18 protein-coding genes are annotated in these 18,733 nt (G+C 46.9%); 4 read left to right on the forward strand and 14 right to left on the reverse strand.

Features of this window, described 5'->3' with window-relative positions; translation table 11 throughout:
* Positions 1 to 48 precede the first annotated feature (48 nt).
* Both MKZ04_RS09690 and MKZ04_RS09695 read left to right on the forward strand, forming a co-directional pair.
* A complete protein-coding gene (locus tag MKZ04_RS09690) occupies positions 49 to 1,266 on the forward strand; it encodes an MFS transporter (RefSeq protein ID WP_025811072.1) in 1,218 nt (405 codons plus the stop codon).
* A 146-nt stretch (positions 1,267 to 1,412) separates the two neighbouring features.
* Positions 1,413 to 1,796 (forward strand): YoqO family protein, encoded by a 384-nt coding sequence (locus tag MKZ04_RS09695; RefSeq protein ID WP_039072889.1) that lies wholly within the window; start codon positions 1,413 to 1,415, stop codon positions 1,794 to 1,796.
* Between the two features lie 24 nt (positions 1,797 to 1,820).
* Here MKZ04_RS09695 and MKZ04_RS09700 read toward each other — a convergent pair whose 3' ends face one another.
* From MKZ04_RS09700 to MKZ04_RS09715, 4 genes are all read right to left on the reverse strand, one after another.
* Positions 1,821 to 5,045: a bifunctional cytochrome P450/NADPH--P450 reductase gene (locus MKZ04_RS09700; RefSeq protein ID WP_341045782.1), complete on the reverse strand. Its 3,225-nt coding sequence runs from the start codon at positions 5,043 to 5,045 to the stop codon at positions 1,821 to 1,823.
* Positions 5,046 to 5,078: 33 nt separating this feature from the next.
* Entirely contained in the window at positions 5,079 to 5,654 is a 576-nt protein-coding gene (locus tag MKZ04_RS09705) for a TetR/AcrR family transcriptional regulator (protein ID WP_023855364.1), read from the reverse strand.
* Positions 5,655 to 5,918: 264 nt separating this feature from the next.
* A complete protein-coding gene (locus tag MKZ04_RS09710) occupies positions 5,919 to 9,062 on the reverse strand; it encodes a S8 family peptidase (RefSeq protein WP_341045783.1) in 3,144 nt (1,047 codons plus the stop codon).
* 170 nt (positions 9,063 to 9,232) lie between these two features.
* Positions 9,233 to 9,838 (reverse strand): class I SAM-dependent methyltransferase, encoded by a 606-nt coding sequence (locus MKZ04_RS09715; RefSeq protein WP_025811068.1) that lies wholly within the window; start codon positions 9,836 to 9,838, stop codon positions 9,233 to 9,235.
* 281 nt (positions 9,839 to 10,119) lie between these two features.
* Between MKZ04_RS09715 and MKZ04_RS09720 the strand changes: the two genes are divergently transcribed.
* A complete protein-coding gene (locus MKZ04_RS09720; protein ID WP_003183876.1) occupies positions 10,120 to 10,269 on the forward strand; it encodes a YjcZ family sporulation protein in 150 nt (49 codons plus the stop codon).
* 96 nt (positions 10,270 to 10,365) lie between these two features.
* Here the strand turns inward: MKZ04_RS09720 and MKZ04_RS09725 are convergent, their stop codons facing one another.
* The 7 genes from MKZ04_RS09725 to MKZ04_RS09755 all read right to left on the reverse strand — a co-directional run bounded on the left by MKZ04_RS09725 (position 10,366) and on the right by MKZ04_RS09755 (position 15,041).
* Positions 10,366 to 10,515 carry a hypothetical protein gene (locus MKZ04_RS09725; protein WP_164468297.1) on the reverse strand — a complete coding sequence of 50 codons (150 nt, stop codon included), beginning with the start codon at positions 10,513 to 10,515 and terminating at the stop codon, positions 10,366 to 10,368.
* A gap of 172 nt (positions 10,516 to 10,687) precedes the next feature.
* Positions 10,688 to 10,837, reverse strand: a complete 150-nt coding sequence (locus MKZ04_RS09730) for a YrzI family small protein (RefSeq protein WP_020452381.1) — start codon at positions 10,835 to 10,837, stop codon at positions 10,688 to 10,690.
* 405 nt (positions 10,838 to 11,242) lie between these two features.
* A complete protein-coding gene (locus MKZ04_RS09735; RefSeq protein ID WP_011198155.1) occupies positions 11,243 to 11,476 on the reverse strand; it encodes a YrhC family protein in 234 nt (77 codons plus the stop codon).
* Positions 11,477 to 11,563: 87 nt separating this feature from the next.
* A complete protein-coding gene (locus MKZ04_RS09740; protein WP_341045784.1) occupies positions 11,564 to 12,706 on the reverse strand; it encodes a bifunctional cystathionine gamma-lyase/homocysteine desulfhydrase in 1,143 nt (380 codons plus the stop codon).
* Between the two features lies 1 nt (position 12,707).
* A complete protein-coding gene (locus MKZ04_RS09745) occupies positions 12,708 to 13,631 on the reverse strand; it encodes a PLP-dependent cysteine synthase family protein (protein ID WP_020452383.1) in 924 nt (307 codons plus the stop codon).
* Between the two features lie 51 nt (positions 13,632 to 13,682).
* Positions 13,683 to 14,378: a 5'-methylthioadenosine/S-adenosylhomocysteine nucleosidase gene (gene mtnN / locus MKZ04_RS09750; protein ID WP_020452384.1), complete on the reverse strand. Its 696-nt coding sequence runs from the start codon at positions 14,376 to 14,378 to the stop codon at positions 13,683 to 13,685.
* A gap of 21 nt (positions 14,379 to 14,399) precedes the next feature.
* On the reverse strand, positions 14,400 to 15,041 hold the full coding sequence (locus MKZ04_RS09755) for a class I SAM-dependent DNA methyltransferase (protein WP_020452385.1): 642 nt from the start codon (positions 15,039 to 15,041) through the stop codon (positions 14,400 to 14,402).
* A gap of 189 nt (positions 15,042 to 15,230) precedes the next feature.
* On the opposite strand from MKZ04_RS09755, the gene MKZ04_RS09760 reads away from it, so the two are divergent.
* On the forward strand, positions 15,231 to 15,434 hold the full coding sequence (locus tag MKZ04_RS09760) for a YrzA family protein (protein WP_341045785.1): 204 nt from the start codon (positions 15,231 to 15,233) through the stop codon (positions 15,432 to 15,434).
* Positions 15,435 to 15,473: 39 nt separating this feature from the next.
* Here MKZ04_RS09760 and MKZ04_RS09765 read toward each other — a convergent pair whose 3' ends face one another.
* Genes MKZ04_RS09765 through greA form a run of 3 tightly spaced genes read right to left on the reverse strand, consistent with a single transcriptional unit; the run spans position 15,474 to position 18,510 of the window.
* Complete coding sequence (locus MKZ04_RS09765) at positions 15,474 to 16,166, reverse strand: YrrS family protein (RefSeq protein WP_020452387.1); 693 nt, start codon at positions 16,164 to 16,166, stop codon at positions 15,474 to 15,476.
* 58 nt (positions 16,167 to 16,224) lie between these two features.
* Entirely contained in the window at positions 16,225 to 17,979 is a 1,755-nt protein-coding gene (locus tag MKZ04_RS09770) for a peptidoglycan D,D-transpeptidase FtsI family protein (protein WP_341045787.1), read from the reverse strand.
* Positions 17,980 to 18,033: 54 nt separating this feature from the next.
* Positions 18,034 to 18,510, reverse strand: coding sequence for a transcription elongation factor GreA (gene greA, locus MKZ04_RS09775; RefSeq protein WP_020452389.1), 477 nt, complete (start codon positions 18,508 to 18,510; stop codon positions 18,034 to 18,036).
* Between the last annotated feature and the right edge of the window lie 223 nt (positions 18,511 to 18,733).

An 18,733-nucleotide genomic window follows, 5' to 3' on the forward strand; every position in this document is an offset into this window, starting at 1 on the left:
AAGCGTACCATGAAACATAGATTGTCATTCTGGAAAAGAGGAGCTACCATGACTTACATACAGCCGCATACGAAAGATTATCAAAAAGCAAGCATCGCTTTATTCATCAGCGGTTTTGTGACATTTGCCACGCTTTACACCACACAGCCGCTCATGCCTCTGTTTGCGGAGGAATTCGGCATATCGGCGGCAGCTGCAAGCTTAACTTTATCCATTTCAACAGGTATATTGGCTTTTGCATTACTCACGGCAGCAGCTTTATCTGACGGATTCGGCCGGAAGACGATTATGGCAATATCCCTGTTTGCGACATCTGTGCTCGGCCTCTTGACCGCCTTTAGTCCGAACTTCGCGGCGCTCTTGGTGATGAGAGGGCTGCTTGGCTTTTTCCTTGCAGGCGTACCCGCGATCGCCATGACTTATGTCGGAGAGGAATTTGATCCGCGAGGGCTCGGGAAAATGATGGGGTTATACATTAGCGGCACAAGCCTTGGAGGAATGAGCGGAAGGCTTTTGACCGGCCTTTTGACAGACTTGTTCAGCTGGCGTGCAGCGCTTGGAATCATCGGGGGATTATCAGTGCTATTAAGCTATTTGTTTTGGATTTTGCTGCCCCGGCCACAGCACTCCGCTAAGCGAAAAACGAGCATGAAAAAGGCGAGCCTCGCCTACTCTGCCGTCTTGATGAACAAACGGCTGCTGTCGATTATTTCACTCGGATTTCTATTAATGGGAAGCTTTGTTACGCTGTTCAATTATATCGGATTTCAATTGATGGGCCCTCCGTACAGACTCTCTCAAACTGTCATCGGGTTCATCTTTATCGTTTATTTGGCAGGGGCAATCAGTTCCGTTTATATGGGAAAGAAAGCCGACCGTTTTGGCAGCCCGCTGATGCTGAAAATCGGGATTGCCATTATCGCGGGAGGCGCATTGCTTACGCTTCTGCCTCAGCTTTCTCTGAAAATCGCCGGAATCGCTGTCTTTACATTCGGATTTTTCGGCTCGCATTCGATCGCAAGCTCCTGGGTCGGGCAGACGGCCGGCGAACAGCGCGTTCAAGCTTCCTCCCTTTATTTGCTGAGCTATTATCTCGGCTCAAGCTTAGCAGGGTCTTTCGGAGGCTTCTTCTGGACTCATTTTAAATGGCCGGGAATCGTCGCCTTCATTACCTTGCTGCTTTTGGCCGCTTATCCGGCAATTTTCTTTGCCGAAGCCAAAAGGAACAGGCGGCAAGACGATACACAGATCCGAAATAAAAGCTAAACTTTCTTCACCGCATGCCGATATTTAAACCAAAGCCAGCATGACGATTCCTCCTGAAGATCAGCCGTTTTTAGAATGAATAAATGCAGCCTGTCATGTTGGCTTTTCCTTTATCTCCCTCTATAATGGTTTGAGGGGGAATCATCTTGCTTAAAACAATTGGATTTAACGGATTTTTGGCATCTGCATGTTTGAATCTTTTTCTCAGGTTTGGGCTCAAAATAAACGGCACAGCGAATGATATCATCTCAATGGTCTCCCTGGTGTTCGTACTGATGTACGTATGGGGAGATTTGAAAAAACGAAGTGCAAAAACGCTCATTTTACAAGGGCTCGCTCTCGTCACCTCTGTGGCGTTATTGGTGTTTGTCATCATGAAAGGGCAAACATTCATTGATTCTCTGCCTTTTTTCGAGGGCTGGGAGACGCCGGCAAAATGGGGATATATTTTGCTCGTTTGGTTCTTGGGATTAAACCTTTTCATCTATATCAATGGAAAAATCACAAACTCTAAAAAAGAGGCATCCTGATAATTCAGAATGCCTCTTTTTGTTTTACGTTCTTGCGATGTGGTCCGCATTCACGTTATGTTGAGAAACGCCGCCGTCCCACACATCCTTTACATAGCGCCCTTCTTCCAAAAGTGCGGACAGCCAGCTTTCCGACTCTTCCTGACGCGCTCCCTGTACAATCCGATATGCCTCGCACAAAGCTTGTTCAACAGCGGGAGCCATGCGGCTTCCGTCTCCGCACACATACAGGCGGCCGCCTTTGTTCAACAAGTGAATCAGCATGTCTGCATCCTCTCTGAGCAAATCTTGCACATATGTTTTCGGACGGCCTTCAAGCCTGGAAAACGCTGTATGCAAATGGACGATTCCGTCCTTTTCCGCTTGCTCCAATTCGTCTCGATACAGAAAATCTTCATTCGGACGGCGGCAGCCGAAGTACAAATGCGCTTCACCGAGCTTTATCCCGGTTTCGCGCTGGATGCGGCGCGCCTGAAGAAATCCGCGGTAAGGTGCGATTCCGGTGCCCGGTCCGACCATGATCATCGGTGTTTCAGGATCTTCAGGAAGCCTGAAGCCTGACTGGGGCTCCCTGATGAAACAAGAAATCGCATCTTTCGGCTCAAGGCCTGCGAGATAGTTCGATGCAACCCCCTTATATTGCCCGCGGCCGCTCAATGCCGGTCCGCTTACGACAGAGACGGTGATGCTTGTTTGCCGAGGGTTAATCTGCGGCGAACTGGAAATCGAGTAATACCTCGGTTTTAGCGGAGGCAGAAGCGCCAGAAAGCGGGCGAACGGCAGTTCACAGGCCGGGTATTGCTCAAGCAGGTCAAGCATTGTCAGCCGTTTTTTCAACACTTGATTCTTATAGACGTCATCTTTCAGCAAATCTTCAAGCTCGCGCTGATGAGGCGGACATACAGTATGTGCCGCCAACTCGCGAATCTGGGCCCTTGCAGCCGGTTCCTGCAACTCGACACAATGTTGAAAAAGATCCTTGACATGAACGGGCCGCTCCAAAGGCAAATGTGATGCTTGACTCCGGCCGCTGATCATAATTTGTTCATTTCCGTTCAGCCCAAACCGCTGAAAAACGCGTTCAATCAGCACCTCGCTGTTTTGCGGAAGCACCCCGAGATGGTCTCCCTCCTGATATGTGGTACCTTCAGGAAGCGATATTTCAATATGCCTCGTGCTTCTCCCGCTCTCTTCACACTGCAGTTCCCGGTTTGCCGATATTTTCGCTGTAAACACTTGATAAGCTTTAGCCAGCGGCGAAGCCGCAGGTGCGCTTACAAACTCGACTGATATGGCTTGTCTGTCTGTTTCTGTTTGATTCGGCTCGGGTTCGGACAATGAAAATTCGGTTCTTAAAAGCGGCCACAGATCGTTTTTCCATGACTCAAACTGTCCTTCAAAATCATCGCCTGCGTCCCCTTCTCCAAGCTTGTGCAGCCTTTGGGCGCCTCTTTTTTCCAATGCGCTGTCAATCAGGCGCGGAATCCGCTGGTAGGTGCTGGCCCAGCTCCGGTTACCGCAGCCGAATACCGCATATTTGACACCGTGCAAATCGCCTGTCTGATCATGCTCAAGCCAATGGACAAATTCCCTTGCGCAATCAGGCGGGTTTCCGTTATAGGAAGCCGTCACAATGATAACAGCCCCTTCTGCCGGGAGGTCGCCTGAATATTGATCAAGCTCCGCCGTCCGGCTTCGATATCCTTGCTCACGCGCTTCTTCAGCAAGCTCCTTTGCAACCTCTTCGGCTGTGCCGAGATTTGAACCGTAGAGCACAAGGAGAGGGGTTCCGTGCGTATTTTCCGCAGCCGGTGCGGAAGGCTTTTCTTCCTGCCGCATGTTCTCTTCAGGTTGAGCACCCGGCGTCACCATCATTGCTTCTTTTTTCCTCGGCCTTACCCTGATTGTGAAGCCATCCGGTTTTAATGTCAGCGATTCTTTGATCTTCAATTGATAGTTTGCATGATCTTCAAGATCAAAGTACTGAAGAATCATGCCGAGCACAAGCGTCGCTTCGTGAAGGGCGAACTGCATGCCGATGCATGCCCTTTGGCCGTTGCCAAACGGTTTGTATGCGTGCGCCGGAATGCTGTCCATCTGCTCGAACCGTTCAGGCCGGAACGCCTCGGCATCTTCTCCCCAGACGCTTTGATCCCTGTGCAGTTTTGGGATGAGCACTGTGACGCTCTGGCCTTTCGGAATCAAGTATTTTCCCCCGATAACTGTTTCGTCTTTTGCGTAAAGAGAAAAAGCCGGCGCCGTCGGCCAAAGCCTTATCGATTCATTCAAAATCATTCGAATGTATTTCAGCTGCTGAACCTGTTTGTAGGAAGGAACGGGATCGGTCAGCACGCGGTCCGCTTCTTCATACGCTTTCTTAAGCTTATCCGGATGCTTCAGGAGCAGATAGATCGCAAACGATAATAAACCGCTCGTCGTCTCGTGCCCGGCGATCAAAAACGTAATGATTTGATAGCGGATATTCTCATCATCCAGTTTTTCGCCGGTCTCAGGGTCTTTCGCATGAAGCATAAGCGATAAAAGGTCATTTCCGCTTTCGCCGCCGGCCTGCTTCCGGTCAGCGATGATCCGGTCAACAAGAGAAAACATCGACTCAACATCGCTGTCAAACTGACGCTTCGTTTGGACCATCAGCTTATCCTGCAGCGGAAAGCGCTTCGTCTGTCTCATCGCTTCGCTCAAACCCCGGACCATGCTCTCGATAAACGGATGCTGCCCTTCGCGGTAGAAGCTGTTAAATCGGTAGTTAAATCCGCATAAGCCGATCGTATCCAGCGTCAGCCGCGTCATATCATCCGGTACGTCAATACTTTCATCCGGATTGAGACGGAACCATTTTTGGATGAGCTGGACGGCGATGTCCTGCATCATGGGATGGTATCCCTTCATCGCTTTTTGGCTGAAGCTCGGCAGAAGGATATTGTGGGCTTTCCGCCAATTGGGTTCCTTCGTCCAGCTCGTAAACAGCCCGTCTCCGCTGAACTCGCGAACTTTCAATAGCCCCTTCCCCATGTTTTTGTCAAACCGGGATTCGTCAGAGACTTCTTTAACCAGTTCATGGCTGGACACAAATACCCCAATCGCATCCGCAAACTTAAATTGAAAGATAGGCCCCATCTCATCCGCGATTTTCCAAAGAGACTGGGAGACCTTGTTTTTGTCAAGCAAAGGCAGGTTGCCGAGCGGTCCGTAAGTTTTAGGGATTGGAATTCCATTTAACGTGTTCATGAAAATCATCCTTTCTGTTTTGAAAAAAGCTTTTCATCCATGATGTTTGACAGCATGCCAGGAACATTCTTCAATCTCTTTGATCAGTCCGGTAGGATCTTCGATTTCCCCGGCCCTTACCAATTTCTGAATATGAACGAACGCCCCGAATACCACAGCCGACAAGATGTGAGAAGGCAAGGGGCGAATCACGCCGGCCGCTTTCCCTTTTTCAAAAAATAAATAGACGAAATCCAGCAGTTCGTTTAAGACTTCACGGCTTTTCTCTGTCAGGTAATGAGAGGTTTTGTCAATTTCCAAAAAATAAAGCGCATGGACATTTTCCTGAGAAAACTCGAAAAGGCAGCGGAAAATATGCTGAAATTGTTTTTTTATCCCTGCTGAATCTTCAGGATAGTCCTCCTCAATCTTTTCTTTAAATCTCTTCACACTGTCTTGGAACAAGACGTTCACAAGGTCTTCCTTGCTGTCAAAGTAGCGGTAGATGGTGCCTGCACCGACGTTTGCCTTCTCGGCAATCATCGGAATGGTTGCGGCGTCAAAGCCACGGTCTGCGAAAAGGACGAGCGAAGCCTCGATAATCTTCTGATATTTGCTTTCCGATTCCATTGATTTTGCCCTCCAAGCCAGCAGAATGAACGTTCATTCCGCTTTTCCAATACATTCACTTTTTGACAGAACACTCGAAAATTCCTTTTTTAATATAAAATTTTTTAAAAGAAAACAAAAAAAGGGAGAATAGACCCAACTGTTGACATGAGTTGAAATTCATAAATCGAATGGAGGCAGTGCGGCTGTTTAATAGTATTCTTATATATTAATTTCGATTAAAAAAGAGGAACTGATATGTCATCAGTTCCCTCTGCCATCGGATTATTTTGCTTTTTTGACTTTTAATATGCTCGCTTTGCTCGTATTGCCGGCTTTATCTTTTGCAGTGACCGCTAAAACAGTGTTTGCCTTTTGTTTTTTTATTTTAACGGAAAACGCGCCTTTTTTATCGGCCTTGCCGGTTCCAAGCGTTTTCTTTCCTGCTTTGACGGTGATGGCGGCGTTTGCCTCTGCTTTCCCCTTAACGGCCGTGCTCTTGTTTGTTACCGTATTCACTTTTGGCGCGGGCGGGGGAGTTTTGTCAAGCACAGTGACGGCTTTCGCTTTGCTGACATTCCCGGCTTTATCCTTTGCTGTTACACTGATGACCGTTCCGGCTTTTTGCCTGCTGATTTTCAGCTTGTATTCACCTTTTCCGTTCGCTTTACCGGAAGCGATCGTCTTTCCTTTTACTTTTGCGCTGACTTGCGCGTTTGCTTCTGTTTTTCCCTGAATCACCGTACTTTTATCGGAAACCGGATAAACTTTCGGGGCGCCTGGCGGGATGACATCAGCAACCGTCATTTTAACATCGCCGCTTTCTCTGTAGTCATCAGCAGATGCGGAGACATACAAAACGGCATATTCTTTTTGCTTATTGATGTTCACTTTAAACGCTCCGGATGCATCCGCTTTGCCTTGCGCGATCACTTTTTTGGACGCGTTTTTCACTTTGATCGTGTAGCCGGCTGCCGTTTTCCCCGTTACGGCAGTATCTTTGTTCGTGATGCGTTTGACAGAAGGGTTTTTCGGCGCTTTTTCCACGACGGTTCTGAGCGAGGCTTCCGCCTGATAACCCGATGCCGCGACATGAAGAACTTGCCCCGCCTTCTGGGCCGGAATTTTCACTGAAAACGCGCCTGATTTTCCGGCTGTTCCCGTGCCCAATACTTGCTTCCCTCGCAAGATTTTGACCGCCACACCGCTTTTGGCTGTGCCTGTCACTGCCGTATGGCGGTTTAAAACGGGATGAACCTTCATGTTCAGCTCAAAAACGCTGGCTGCGTGATAAACATTCAGCCTCCCCCACCCGGAAACGAAATCATAACCAGGGATTTGAGCAGCCGGTTCTACATCCAGATCATAGTCCGGGTTGGGATTATCCTGTTCTTCAAATGCCACATCTGCTGTCGTCTCGGTCAATAGCTTTGCGACTTGCTTTGGTTTCAAAGATGGATTCTGTGACAAAAGAAGTCCTGCTGCAGCTGCAACATGCGGCGCCGCCATGGATGTTCCGCTCATATAAGTGACATTTCCGTCCGGAACGAGGCTTGGAATATCGGTTCCCGGTGCCACCATATCGAGACCTTTTCCATAATTGGAATAGTCCGAGACGAGATCGAGGTTATTGGTCGCCCCGACTGAAAGCGTATATTTCGAAGATGCCGGGTACGAAATCTCCGACACTCCGTCATTGCCGGTGGCGGCAACGATCGTCACATTTTTGGACGCCGCGTATTTGAGCGCATATTCCATCACCCTGCTGTATGGTCCGCCAAGGCTTAAATTAATGACTTTTGCACCGTGGTCGGCAGCATAGATGATGCCGTTGGCAATCTGTTCCGTATCTCCGCTTCCTGAAGAATCCAGCACTTTGACAGGCAGGATTTTGGCATAGGCATTGATTCCCGCCATTGAAAAATGGTTGTCTTGCGCAGCTGCGATGATGCCTGACACGTGTGTGCCGTGGCCATTGTCATCCATCGCGTCCGCGGTGCGGCTGATATAGTTATAGCCTTCGTCTTTTTTGACGCTGCCGCTTAAATCGGCAAGCGTATGATCAACACCCGTATCGACAACGGCGATTACTGTATCTCTCAGCTTTTTGCCTTTCATCAGTTTTTGAAGCTGTTCAAATTGTATGTCTGCATTCGCAGCACGGTTTTTGCCGTTATTTTTGAGCGACCATTGATATGGATACTGGGTGTCCGCTGACAGTGCTTCATATTGCTGAACCTGTTCGACGAATTCCACTTCAGGCATCTTGGCAATCTTGGCTGCTGCCGTCTGATATTGCTTTGCCGCCGTTTTGAATCCGGCTGAACGGCTTTCCTTCATTTCCACAACGTACATATCTTTAAATTTCGTTTTACTTTTACCAAGTGGTTCTAATGCCTTGACGCCGGAAGATTGGGCTTTAGATTTGAAAGAACCCAGTTTTTTGCCGTCTTTCAATTTTACAATATAGCGTTTTTCAGGGGCGCTTGATGTAGCTGTCGCCATCCCCGCTTTCTCCAGCACAGCCGATACTTTGCTGCCTGTTAATTGTTCGATGCCGATGTCTTTTGCCACTTGATCCAGCTGTTTTTTCAGCGACTCGGGAACGGACTCGCGCGATGTTTCGTACAGACGGCTGATCGCTTTTTGATCATCATTCGTAATGGTGTATGCGCTCTCTTTTCCGTTTTTTGCGACATCGGAAAACAGCGGCTTCAGCTGCACCAAGTCTTTGTAGACACTGTCTCTCATCGATTTGTTAAAGAGCATTTTTGCGCTGATGAATGGAGCTGCTTTATAGTAAAGGGAAGACAGCTCTTTTCCTTTTTCAGTTTTTGAAAGAACTTCATCCCTGATCGTTCTTAACTGTTTTAATATGCCCTTGCCGGTTTCCCTTTCGGAGACGCTTAATTCTGCAGGACACTCTTCTTCCGCCTCCTGGTTTGCCGGAGGCAGGGTGACGCCTTCATAGCTGATGGTGTAAGAAATATCTGTAATTGAAGTGGTTTCGTTTTCCTCATCATGGTGATTTTCTACTTTTATGTAGTAAGGACCTTTCCAGGCAATCGGAAAATCGATTAAAGCGGGATTATTTTCATAGGAGTAGCCGTTGTATCTGTCAAACGTTTGGTGATCAGCTGCGTTTTCCAGGCTGGAGTAAACGGAAATGTTCAGCTCTGCATCTGATTTCAGTTTAACGCGGAAATGCGTGTGGTTTGCGATTTCCTGATTTGAAGGATTGATTTTATACCAATGCACCTCATCATCGCTTTGAAATGACGCTACAACTGGGGACGCGCCGGTCAGTGTGGTTTCGTTAATCGGAACGCTGTCTTCGGCCGCCATAGTCTTCGGTAGAGGCAGCTGGCCAAAAATCAATGCAACAAGGAGAAAGAAAGCAATTGAACTTTTCACGATCCTTTTGTTCATAAATACCTCCGGAAAATATAGTAAAAACGTTCACTTTGATATTAAACCATGTTTGCTATGTTATTGGAATACTTTTCTTTAAAAATCAAAAATATGATATTTAAGATCTGGTTTCAACTCTATCAAACATAAAAAATCCCTCTCGTATGAAAGGGATGATCGTACAAAGCTCACGATTTTACCGCAGAAATGCAGCAGTCATTTTCGTTCATATGTACCGTGATGTCTCTGAAATGGCTTTCTTCAAGCAGTTGCTTGATTTGCTCTTCTGAGTATAAGGAAAAGCCTTTTGTTTTTTTCGATTTTTTCATTTGCCCTTCCAGATGGACGGCGAGAAACAGCGTGCCGTCAACCTGTAAAACACGGTAAATTTCTTTTAATGCTTGTTTGAAATCCGTCCAAAAATAAAGGGTGTGGACTGAATATACTTTATGAAAAGAACGGTCCGGATAAGGAATGTTTTCGGCATGGCCGAGCTTCAATTCGGCTTTTCCTTCTTCTTTCATATGACGGATTCGCCGCATCCCTTGCTTGACCATGCTTTTTGAAGCGTCTATGCCGCAGGCTTTGCCGCTTTCAAGCATCTCCGCGATCTGATAAAGCGCCGCTCCGCTTCCCGTTCCGATTTCAAGGATGCGCTCATGCGGACAGACATCCATTAAATTGATGGTCCATTCGTTTATATCATGATTTCCGTTTTCCATATATGACGCGACCCATTTCGACAAAATGCCTCTCGGGCTCCGCAATTGTTTTCCAAGCCATTGTTCAAACACGTTATAACACCTGCTTTAATATCTAATTAGCCCGGTTTTTCAGGTTGCAAATCGTTCAAACGGGCCTTTCACCACTCATATCGGTCAATAAACCGAATATTAAAAGCATTAGCAAAAATAACTGCATTCTTTTGTTACATTCCATAACTAGACGGCTTCAGCTTTGAAAATGTTTCGCTTTAAGAAAACTGTTTTTTTAATGAATTGGTCTATCCGCCCTTTCCACAACTCAAACCCATGCATAGTATATATGGAATTTTCACTAAAAGGTGGTGCTATTTATGGGCTTTGGTTACGGCGGCGGATGCTGCGGCGGCTGGGGTGGCTACCCTGGCGGATACGGCGGCGGATACGGCTATGGAGGCGGATTCGCGCTTGTTGTGGTTCTATTCATTCTGTTAATTATCATCGGCGCTTGTTACGTCTGCTAAATGAACAGGAGGGGGGCTTTAAATCCCCCCTTTTTATTTTGCCATTCAGTTTGTCCACATGAAAAAGAGCAGAAAACAAACGTTTTCTGCTCTTTCTCAATAATACCAATAATGCGGCCAATACCCGAATTGGCGCGCCATCTCCATTCTTTGGCGCCGGTACGGATTACCGTATCCGTGCTTGAAAGAATGAGGCATTGATGTATACCCGTGGCCGATAAAAGGCATTCTGCCGTTTTTCTGCATGCTTTTCACCCGCATTCATTGAATTGCTTGCTTCATATTATGCAGAAAAGCGGAGATGCGGAACTCGTTTCAGCCCCGGCTAAACCTGGTCCTTCTCCCGAGTGTAATGTGCCAACAGTTCCCTTCTATGCATCATCTTGATCTCCTCCTTTATTTTTTTTCGCGCTTTAAGCTAGCGCTGGCTGTTCATGTAAAGATATTTCAGCTGCAGGTCTTTCATTTCGTTGTACATTTGTTCGATTTCGTATTCTCGCTCGTACTCTTCCGGACTTTTAAATCGTCTCTGAATGGTTAGTGTTAAGAAGAATAGATTTATTGTCACATCGCTCACCTCCTTTCAAGTTCGCTAAAAACAAAAACAGCCCGCAGATTATCTGACAAACCTGCGGGCGCAAACAAAAACCGCCAGATAAAAACGAATCGAGTCTTTATCTTGCGGGAGGAGCAGCGTATGATTATGCCTAACTTCCTAACGGACCGGCTGTGCTGAAAAAGCATCGGTTAAGGAAGTGCACAATCTCTCCCACAGGTTTGATGAATCATGATATTGGCGTTCACAAAGTCTAATGTATGTAGTCAGTGCTGGTTTCATGTTCATCAACCTCCTTTGCTTTTTGTTTACTTTGTAAGTATATCCATCAAATTCCTGTTTGTAAACCGTTTTTTTAATAAATGGACGGATTAATCAAACAAAAAAATCGGAGAGCCCCTCTCTGAGTCTCTCCGCTTACGATTCTTCCATCTCATCTAATTGTCTTTTATATTTAAGCGAGCGCTTCACACAATAGAAGGCTCCTCCCAAAAAGCCGCATGTCGCGAGCATCATTGTCATCTTTTGGCCGGTTTCCAAACCTTGTCCGGGAATGACCGATCCGATATATAAAAATGCGCTTACGCTGAGAAGCGTAAAAGCAAACTGCTTATAGTCTTCCATCAGCGATTTGACTTTTTTCTTCTGCATGTCATGATCACCTGCTTTTGTTTCATAATGGATATGATTCAGGATAACATAGATTGACAGATGACCAGACATGTAAATTCAGCCATTTTAAGAAATCGGGGCCAGCGCTTGCTGCAAGTCTTCCAACAGATCGTCAATATCTTCTACCCCGGCGGAAATGCGGATCAATCCGTCTGTAATGCCAAGCTCCAGCCGGCGTTCACGCGGGATCGAAGCGTGAGTCATCCGCGCCGGCACTGAAATCAGGCTTTCAACCGCGCCAAGGCTTTCGGCAATCGTAAACCATTTCAGACGGCCAAGGACAATGTCCACGTTCTCTTCTTTTCCGATATCAAACGAGATCATGCCGCCGAAGCCCGTGCTTTGCCGCTTGGCAAGCTCATGTCCCGGATTGGACGGCAGCCCTGGATAATAAACCTTTTTGACGGCCGGATGATCATCTAAAAAAGCTGCGATTTTCCTGGCATTTTGCTCTTGCGCTTCCATTCTCAAGCCAAGGGTTTTCATCCCCCTCATTAAGAGCCAGGAATCCTGAGGCCCGAGAATCCCGCCTGTAGAATTTTGAATGAAATGGATCTCTTCTGCGAGTTCCTTCGAGGCTGTCACAACCAGTCCGCCGACGACATCGCTGTGTCCGCCCAAGTACTTCGTCGCGCTGTGAAGGACGATATCGGCTCCCAACGAGATTGGGTTTTGAAAATACGGTGTGTAGAAGGTGTTGTCGACAATCAGCAACAGGCCGTGCTTTTTCGCTGTTTCAGCGGCTTTCTTGATGTCCGTGATTTTCAATAAAGGATTTGTCGGCGTCTCAACATAAATCGCTTTTGTATTCGGCTTGATCGCTTTTTCGATGTCTTCAATGCTGCTCGTATCACTGAAGGTCGCTTCAATGCCGATGCGATTCATCACCTTTGTCATCACGCGGTATGTGCCGCCGTATACATCATCTGTCAACACGATGTGATCGCCGCTTTTAAAAAGCATCATGACCGCTGTGATCGCTGCCATCCCAGAGCCGAACGCGTAGCCTGCTTCACCGCCTTCAACATCCGCGATCAAGGATTCGAGCGCCGTTCTTGTCGGATTTCCCGTCCGGGAATATTCGTATCCTGTATGCTGTCCGGCGCGCGGCTGTTTGTACGTGCTGACTTGGTAAATAGGAACCGATACCGCTCCTGTTTTTTCGTCTCCTGTAATGCCGCCGTGGATCATTTTCGTTTTTGGCTTCATCTCATATTCCTCCTTCGTAAATTTTTTTGCTTAAATAGCGGTCGCTGCTGTCGGGGAAAATTGTCACAATGTTTGTGCCGGCTTTCGCTTTTTCGGCTTCTTTCAACGCGGCAAACAACGCGGCGCCTGATGAGCTTCCGATCAGAAGCCCTTCCTTTTCAGCGGCTTCTTTTACAAGCCGGAACGCCTCTTCGTCAAGCACGGTGTAAATCTCATCGAAATGGCTTTCGTCCATATATTCCGGAATGAATTCCATTCCGATTCCTTCGGTTTTATGTCCGTGCGGTTCTCCTCCGTTTAAAATCGAGCCTTCAGGTTCAACAATAACCGTTTTAATGGACGGATTTTTTTCTTTTAGAAACTTGGCGGTTCCCGCAAATGTCCCGCCTGATCCCGCACCGGCGACGAAGACGTCAATCCGGCCCTCAAGATCATCCCATATTTCCGGGGCGATCGTTTTATAGTAAGCCAATGGATTTACTGGGTTTTTAAACTGCAAAATGCAATAAGAATCAGGAATCTCCTTCTCAAGTTCAAGTGCCTTTTCAATCGCACCCTTCATTCCGGCACTTCTGGGGGTATGAACAATTCGAGCGCCGAGCGCTTTCATGATCGACTGTTTTTCCATGCTGAAATGCTCGGGCACGCAAAAAACGGGTCTAATCCTGTGCTTTCTGGCGGCGAGGGCAAGGCCGATTCCCGTATTGCCTGCTGTCGCCTCAATGACCGTTCCACCGGGTTTCAGCTTTCCCGAATCGACGGCTTCAGCAATCATCACTTCTCCGAGCCGGTCTTTAATGCTGCCTCCCGGATTCATCATTTCAAGCTTTGCATATATGTTAACACCGCTGGGGATATGAAAATTCAAAATCTGCAGAAGCGGCGTTTTACCGATCAATTGGGTGATGTCCTTGATCACATTCATGTTCCTTCCTCCTTCAAGAGGTGCAAAACAGAGGGGGGCTCCCCCCTGTTTTTAATTGATTCTTTTGATCATGCGGAGCACAAGATCTGTCGAATGCTTGGCAGCCTGCTCCAAAAATTGGTCAAATGAAATTTCAGACTCTTTTCCGGCGATGTCTGAAAGCGCCCTGATGACAACGAACGGCGTATTAAATTGATAGGAAACCTGTGCGACAGCAGCCGCTTCCATTTCAACCGCGTAAAGATCTGCAAACTTGCCGCGGATGAATGCCACGCGGTCAGGATCGCTCATAAAGGAGTCGCCTGTTGCAATCGTTCCTTTGACAACCTGAATGTGTCCCAGTTCAGACGCTTCGGCTTCCGCCGCTTGGATCAATGTACTGTCGGCCTTGTATGCGGCCGGCAGATTCGGAACCTGTCCATATTCATAATCAAATGCCGTGACATCGACATCATGATGGCGGACTTCGGTCGAGATGACGATGTCTCCGACATTAAGCGAATGATGGAAGCCGCCGGCTGATCCGGTGTTGATGACAACGTCCGGTTTAAAGCGGTCGAGCAGAATCGTCGTGCTCATGGCTGCATTGACTTTGCCGATGCCGGACTTTAAAAGTACGACTTCTTTTCCTTCATAAAATCCGCTGGTAAATTCACAGTTTGCGATGACTTCTTGGTTCGTCTGTTCGAGCTTGCTTCGCAAAATCGTGACTTCTTCTTCCATTGCTCCGATAACTGCGATTTTCATATCTTAAAACTTCCCTTCAAATTACAATTTTGCCGCTTCCATTACCCAGACAAAATCATTATGCTTTTGAAAGGCGATCCTGAATTGTTCTGAGGTAAAGATCATTTCCATTTCCGAAAGCGTCGGATAATGTTCCGTTTCAAGGTCTTCCGCCAATTGCAGGAACCCTTTTTCCTTCGCTTTTTTAACAGCGGCAGAGAAGGCTTCCCGATCCTTGAAGACGGTATCAGCAAACACTATTTTACCATGCTTTCCGAGCATTTTTCCATATCGCTTCACAGCCTCCCGTTTCTCTTCGTTTGTCAGGTGGTGAAACGCATAGGAACTGACAATCGTGTCGGGAGAAAACGGCGGTTCCGGAAAGTCGAGAAAGTCTCCGTCAACGATCACTGCATTCTCCGCTAGCTTTGCCTCGGCAATTTCCCTCATTGCTTTTGAAGGTTCTACACCTGTGACTCCCTTTCCGGCTGCCAGCAATTTTGCAGTCAGATTGCCAGTGCCGACGCCGAATTCAAGAACTTTATGCCCGGAGCGGCTGACGACATCATCCAGAATGCCGTCGTAGTTGCGAAACACTTCTTTGTACTGAAGATCGTGGCCAACTACTGTATCATCATAAGAATTTGCCCAGTTCTCAAATAAAGGAATGAACTCTCTTCCCATTTTATCGTCACTCTCCATCTATTTTTACAATTCCTATAAGTATAGTATGATTTATTTGGTTGATTAGTTCTTATCCTACCACAAGTCATTCGTTTTGGGTACAAAAAAGGCTTGGTTATATTTCCCTTGTCACCCGGACGCTTCTTTGCTTTAATAAAAAATGACTTGAAACGAATGGAGGATTGGTTTATGAACTTCTGGCTCGATCTGATCAAAGATAAAATTGAGTTTTTTGAGGCGCTGAGCTTAGAGGAGCTTGAAAAAAAGATCAGTCAGCAGATTGAAAACAACCAGGCGCTTTTGCTGAGGGTCCATTCGGTTTCCCATCAGACGGCGGTCATTGACGGACGGATCCACTACAGCGCAGTCGTGCATTTTAAAGCCGAATCATAAAAAAAAGCGCCCGGTTGTTAAAACCGGACGCTTTTTTCTTTACTTCAACTGTTCAACTTTTGTCGGCTTCCAGCCTTTCCCGTCAACCCAAGTAATGGCTACCTGGTATTTGACGCCGGTGTCCTTCGCCTGAATGGTTCCTTTCGCATCTTGCGGGCTGCCGTTGTTTCCGAGCCAGATCAACGTCATGTTATCCTGGGAAACCCCTGTCGCATATGAAATGGCTTCAAGCATTTCTTTCCAGTCTTGTGAAGACGAATCATATGTTGCGGTATGCTGTCCGCTCTGTTGTGTGCCGACAGGCTTCCAGTCAGGATTGATGATCGTTTTTTCAACATTGGCGCTTGAACCGCCTTCTTTCACTTCGGCTCCTTCAAACGGATCATCTGATGTTGATTTGTCCTCGTCTGAAGCAGAGTCTTTATCCTTGTCCGAGTCGGAATCGCTGTCTTCTTTGTCGGCAGAATCGCTTTTTCCTTTGTCCTCATCTTTTACATCTTCGTCAGACGTTTGTTTCTTATTGTCGGAAGCAGGTGCTTCTGTCGTCTGTTCAGAATCGTTTTTCGAAGCATCTTGCTGCGCCTGCTCCTTCGGGCTGTTCATCATCAGACTGCTGGCGACGACAACGATTAATACCAATACGATGCCTATTAAAATGTTAAGCACAAGATTCGCTTTCCTGCGCTTATCACGATTTTCAAAACGAGATTCCCTTGTTTCGCTCAAGTTCATTGCACTCCTTTTTCCCTCTTGCCTCGCTTTCTATTTTATCATCACCTGAGGCATTCTTCTATGTCTGGTTCTTTTCAATTTCATATACTTTTTTAACAATATCATAAAATACGGCATTTGTCGCAGCCTTGCTATCAGGCGTATCCATATGGACGACGACGAGCGCATATTTCGGTTTGTCCGCCGGAAAATAACCTGCGAACCATTTATGATAGAGCGATTTTTTGTCATCTGCCGTCCGGCCTGTCTGAGCTGTGCCCGATTTGCCCGCTACTTCGTACGGAAGATCTCTGAAGCGCCGGCCTGTCCCCTTTTCAGACGTGACGACTTTTCTGAGCAGTTTCTGCAGCTTTTGCGCGGTATACTGATCGATTTTCTCTCCGGGGAGCTTGTGATCTTTAAAAGCCGTCATCAATGTGCCGTTTTTATATTCGATCTGGTCTGCGATCTTGACTTGTTTTTTCTCTCCGCCTCTTGCAATGGTCGCCATCATGTTGGCGATTTCCAACGGGGTCAGCTTCACATTTTTTTGGCCGATGGCGGTCTGGGCTACAGCTTTTTTGACTTTTTTGTCCTTTTCATCCCCCCAGATTGATCCGGCAGTTTCATGATGAAACTGTCTGAACTCATCTTCATGATACAGCTTCCCTTCCCAGCCGACCCGTCCGGTCAGCCCAAGCTTTGCGGCGGTATCTTCGATCACGGAGCTGTTTTTTTCAACGAGCTGCCCAGCAAGATTTGTAAACGTGTAGTTGCAGCTTTCCGCAAAACTGTCTTCCAAGCTGAGCTTCCCTTTGTCTTCTCCGGCCTCACCGTACAGGTTCAAATTGCAGTTAAAGGTTTTTGACGGATGGTCCATGCCGTTTTCGATCGCTGCCGCGGCAATCACGGTTTTAAAAACCGAGCCGGGATATACCGGTGTCAGCATATAGTTTTGCCTTGTTTTTTGCGATGCCATGTTGAGATCGGGCTTGCTCGCAATCGCCGCCACGCCGTTCGTCTCGATGTCAATCAGAACCGCTCCGCCTTTATCAAGCTGATGCTCAGCCAGTACATCTTCCATTGCCCGCTGAACCTTTTTGTCGATCGTTGTTTTGACTTGCAGCGGGTAAAACGGATTTGCATCTGCCGTATATTTGACGTCCATACCGAACAAAGGGTTTCCCAATCCGTCCACATGATACAACAGTTTTGTATCTTGTTCAGGCAGCAGGAATTCATCAAATGTCCGCTCCATGCCGAAGGTGCCGATTTTCGTGCTGATGGAGAGGCCCTCTTTATCGGGATATTTTCGTCGGAGAAGGTCCGGGTCTTGATTGGTCATACCGAGCGTATGCGAAGCCAGCCTGTTCTTTTCTGTTTCTTCTATGTATACGCCGTAAACGCCGGGATATTTCAGTTTATTGATTTTTTCGAGAGCCGTCTTTGAAATGGACGCTCCTTCATGTTTTGTAAGAATCACAGGTTTTTTCGCATGCTCAAGCTTATTCTCGAGCTCATCTTTTGTCATGTTTAAAATTTCGGCTGCTTCTTCGGCCGGCCATGGCTGATGTTTTAAAAAAGGAAATAAGACGATGGCCGGTTTTTGGGTGACGGACAAATGTTCGCCGTTCCGATCTAAAAAAGATCCTCTCCCGTCTGAAATCCGAACTTCCTCAGTGCGCTGTTTGACGCTTTCCTGGATTAAGTTCACATTCCGTTTAGAAAAGGATTCGGTAAAAAACAGTTGAATTTCAGCGAGCCTGATCAGCAGAAATAACAGGGCAGCCGAAATGATAATCGACACCCACTTCATGCGCTTTTGCCATTTCATAATAAAAACACCTCATCCACATTGTGGACGAGGTCATCGTTTGCTAAACAAATTTTATGAAATTTTCACAATCTTTACAAGCATTTCGCCGCCCGGTGTTTGAACGGTCACTTCGTCCCCGACCTGTTTGCCGAGAAGGCTTTTCGCGATTGGGGAATCGTTCGAGATTTTTCCTTCAAACGGATCGGCTTCCGCGCTGCCCACAATGGTATAAGATTCTTCTTCACCGTCAGGAAGCTCCGTAAATGTAACGGTTTTTCCGAGGCCGACGATATCTGAGTTTGCACCATCGTCTTCGATGATCTTTGCGTTGCGGATCATATTGTCAAGGGTTGTGATGCGCCCTTCTACAAAAGCTTGTTCTTCTTTTGCTGAATCGTATTCGGAGTTTTCGGAGAGGTCTCCGAAGCTTCTTGCCACTTTAATACGTTCAACAACTTCTTTACGTTTAACCGTTTTCAAATACTCAAGTTCTTCTTCCAGTTTTTTCTTTCCCGTTTCTGTCATAGGAAATACTTTCTCTTGTGCCATGTTCCTTCACTCCTTCTAGTTGGTTCCTCATCACTTGTATGTGAGGTATAGACTTGAATATACAAGAATGAGGACAACCCTTGTCCCCTTCTTCTCTCCCATATTTGTAAAGTATCATATAAACCGGATGGAAGGCTCCGGTAAATGGTGCTTATACAGTTAAAGAAGGGCTCAGGATGAGAACCCTTCAATTTCTATACATAATATGGTCAGAGTTGTGTTT

Origin of the sequence: Bacillus sp. FSL W7-1354 (assembly GCF_038002405.1) — a bacterium.
Taxonomy (GTDB): domain Bacteria; phylum Bacillota; class Bacilli; order Bacillales; family Bacillaceae; genus Bacillus; species Bacillus paralicheniformis.

Excerpts from the sequence above, each read along its gene's own strand:
- MKZ04_RS09705 (WP_023855364.1), bottom strand. The coding sequence starts at position 5,654 with ATGGAATCGGAAAGCAAATATCAGAAGATTATCGAGGCTTCGCTCGTC.
- MKZ04_RS09770 (WP_341045787.1), bottom strand. The coding sequence starts at position 17,979 with ATGAAATGGCAAAAGCGCATGAAGTGGGTGTCGATTATCATTTCGGCT.
- MKZ04_RS09735 (WP_011198155.1), bottom strand. The coding sequence starts at position 11,476 with ATGCAGAAGAAAAAAGTCAAATCGCTGATGGAAGACTATAAGCAGTTT.
- MKZ04_RS09690 (WP_025811072.1), top strand. The coding sequence starts at position 49 with ATGACTTACATACAGCCGCATACGAAAGATTATCAAAAAGCAAGCATC.
- MKZ04_RS09720 (WP_003183876.1), top strand. The coding sequence starts at position 10,120 with ATGGGCTTTGGTTACGGCGGCGGATGCTGCGGCGGCTGGGGTGGCTAC.
- MKZ04_RS09710 (WP_341045783.1), bottom strand. The coding sequence starts at position 9,062 with ATGAACAAAAGGATCGTGAAAAGTTCAATTGCTTTCTTTCTCCTTGTT.
- mtnN (WP_020452384.1), bottom strand. The coding sequence starts at position 14,378 with ATGAAAATCGCAGTTATCGGAGCAATGGAAGAAGAAGTCACGATTTTG.
- MKZ04_RS09725 (WP_164468297.1), bottom strand. The coding sequence starts at position 10,515 with ATGCAGAAAAACGGCAGAATGCCTTTTATCGGCCACGGGTATACATCA.
- MKZ04_RS09700 (WP_341045782.1), bottom strand. The coding sequence starts at position 5,045 with ATGAACACGTTAAATGGAATTCCAATCCCTAAAACTTACGGACCGCTC.
- MKZ04_RS09765 (WP_020452387.1), bottom strand. The coding sequence starts at position 16,166 with ATGAACTTGAGCGAAACAAGGGAATCTCGTTTTGAAAATCGTGATAAG.
- MKZ04_RS09760 (WP_341045785.1), top strand. The coding sequence starts at position 15,231 with ATGAACTTCTGGCTCGATCTGATCAAAGATAAAATTGAGTTTTTTGAG.
- MKZ04_RS09755 (WP_020452385.1), bottom strand. The coding sequence starts at position 15,041 with ATGGGAAGAGAGTTCATTCCTTTATTTGAGAACTGGGCAAATTCTTAT.
- MKZ04_RS09740 (WP_341045784.1), bottom strand. The coding sequence starts at position 12,706 with ATGAAGCCAAAAACGAAAATGATCCACGGCGGCATTACAGGAGACGAA.
- greA (WP_020452389.1), bottom strand. The coding sequence starts at position 18,510 with ATGGCACAAGAGAAAGTATTTCCTATGACAGAAACGGGAAAGAAAAAA.
- MKZ04_RS09745 (WP_020452383.1), bottom strand. The coding sequence starts at position 13,631 with ATGAATGTGATCAAGGACATCACCCAATTGATCGGTAAAACGCCGCTT.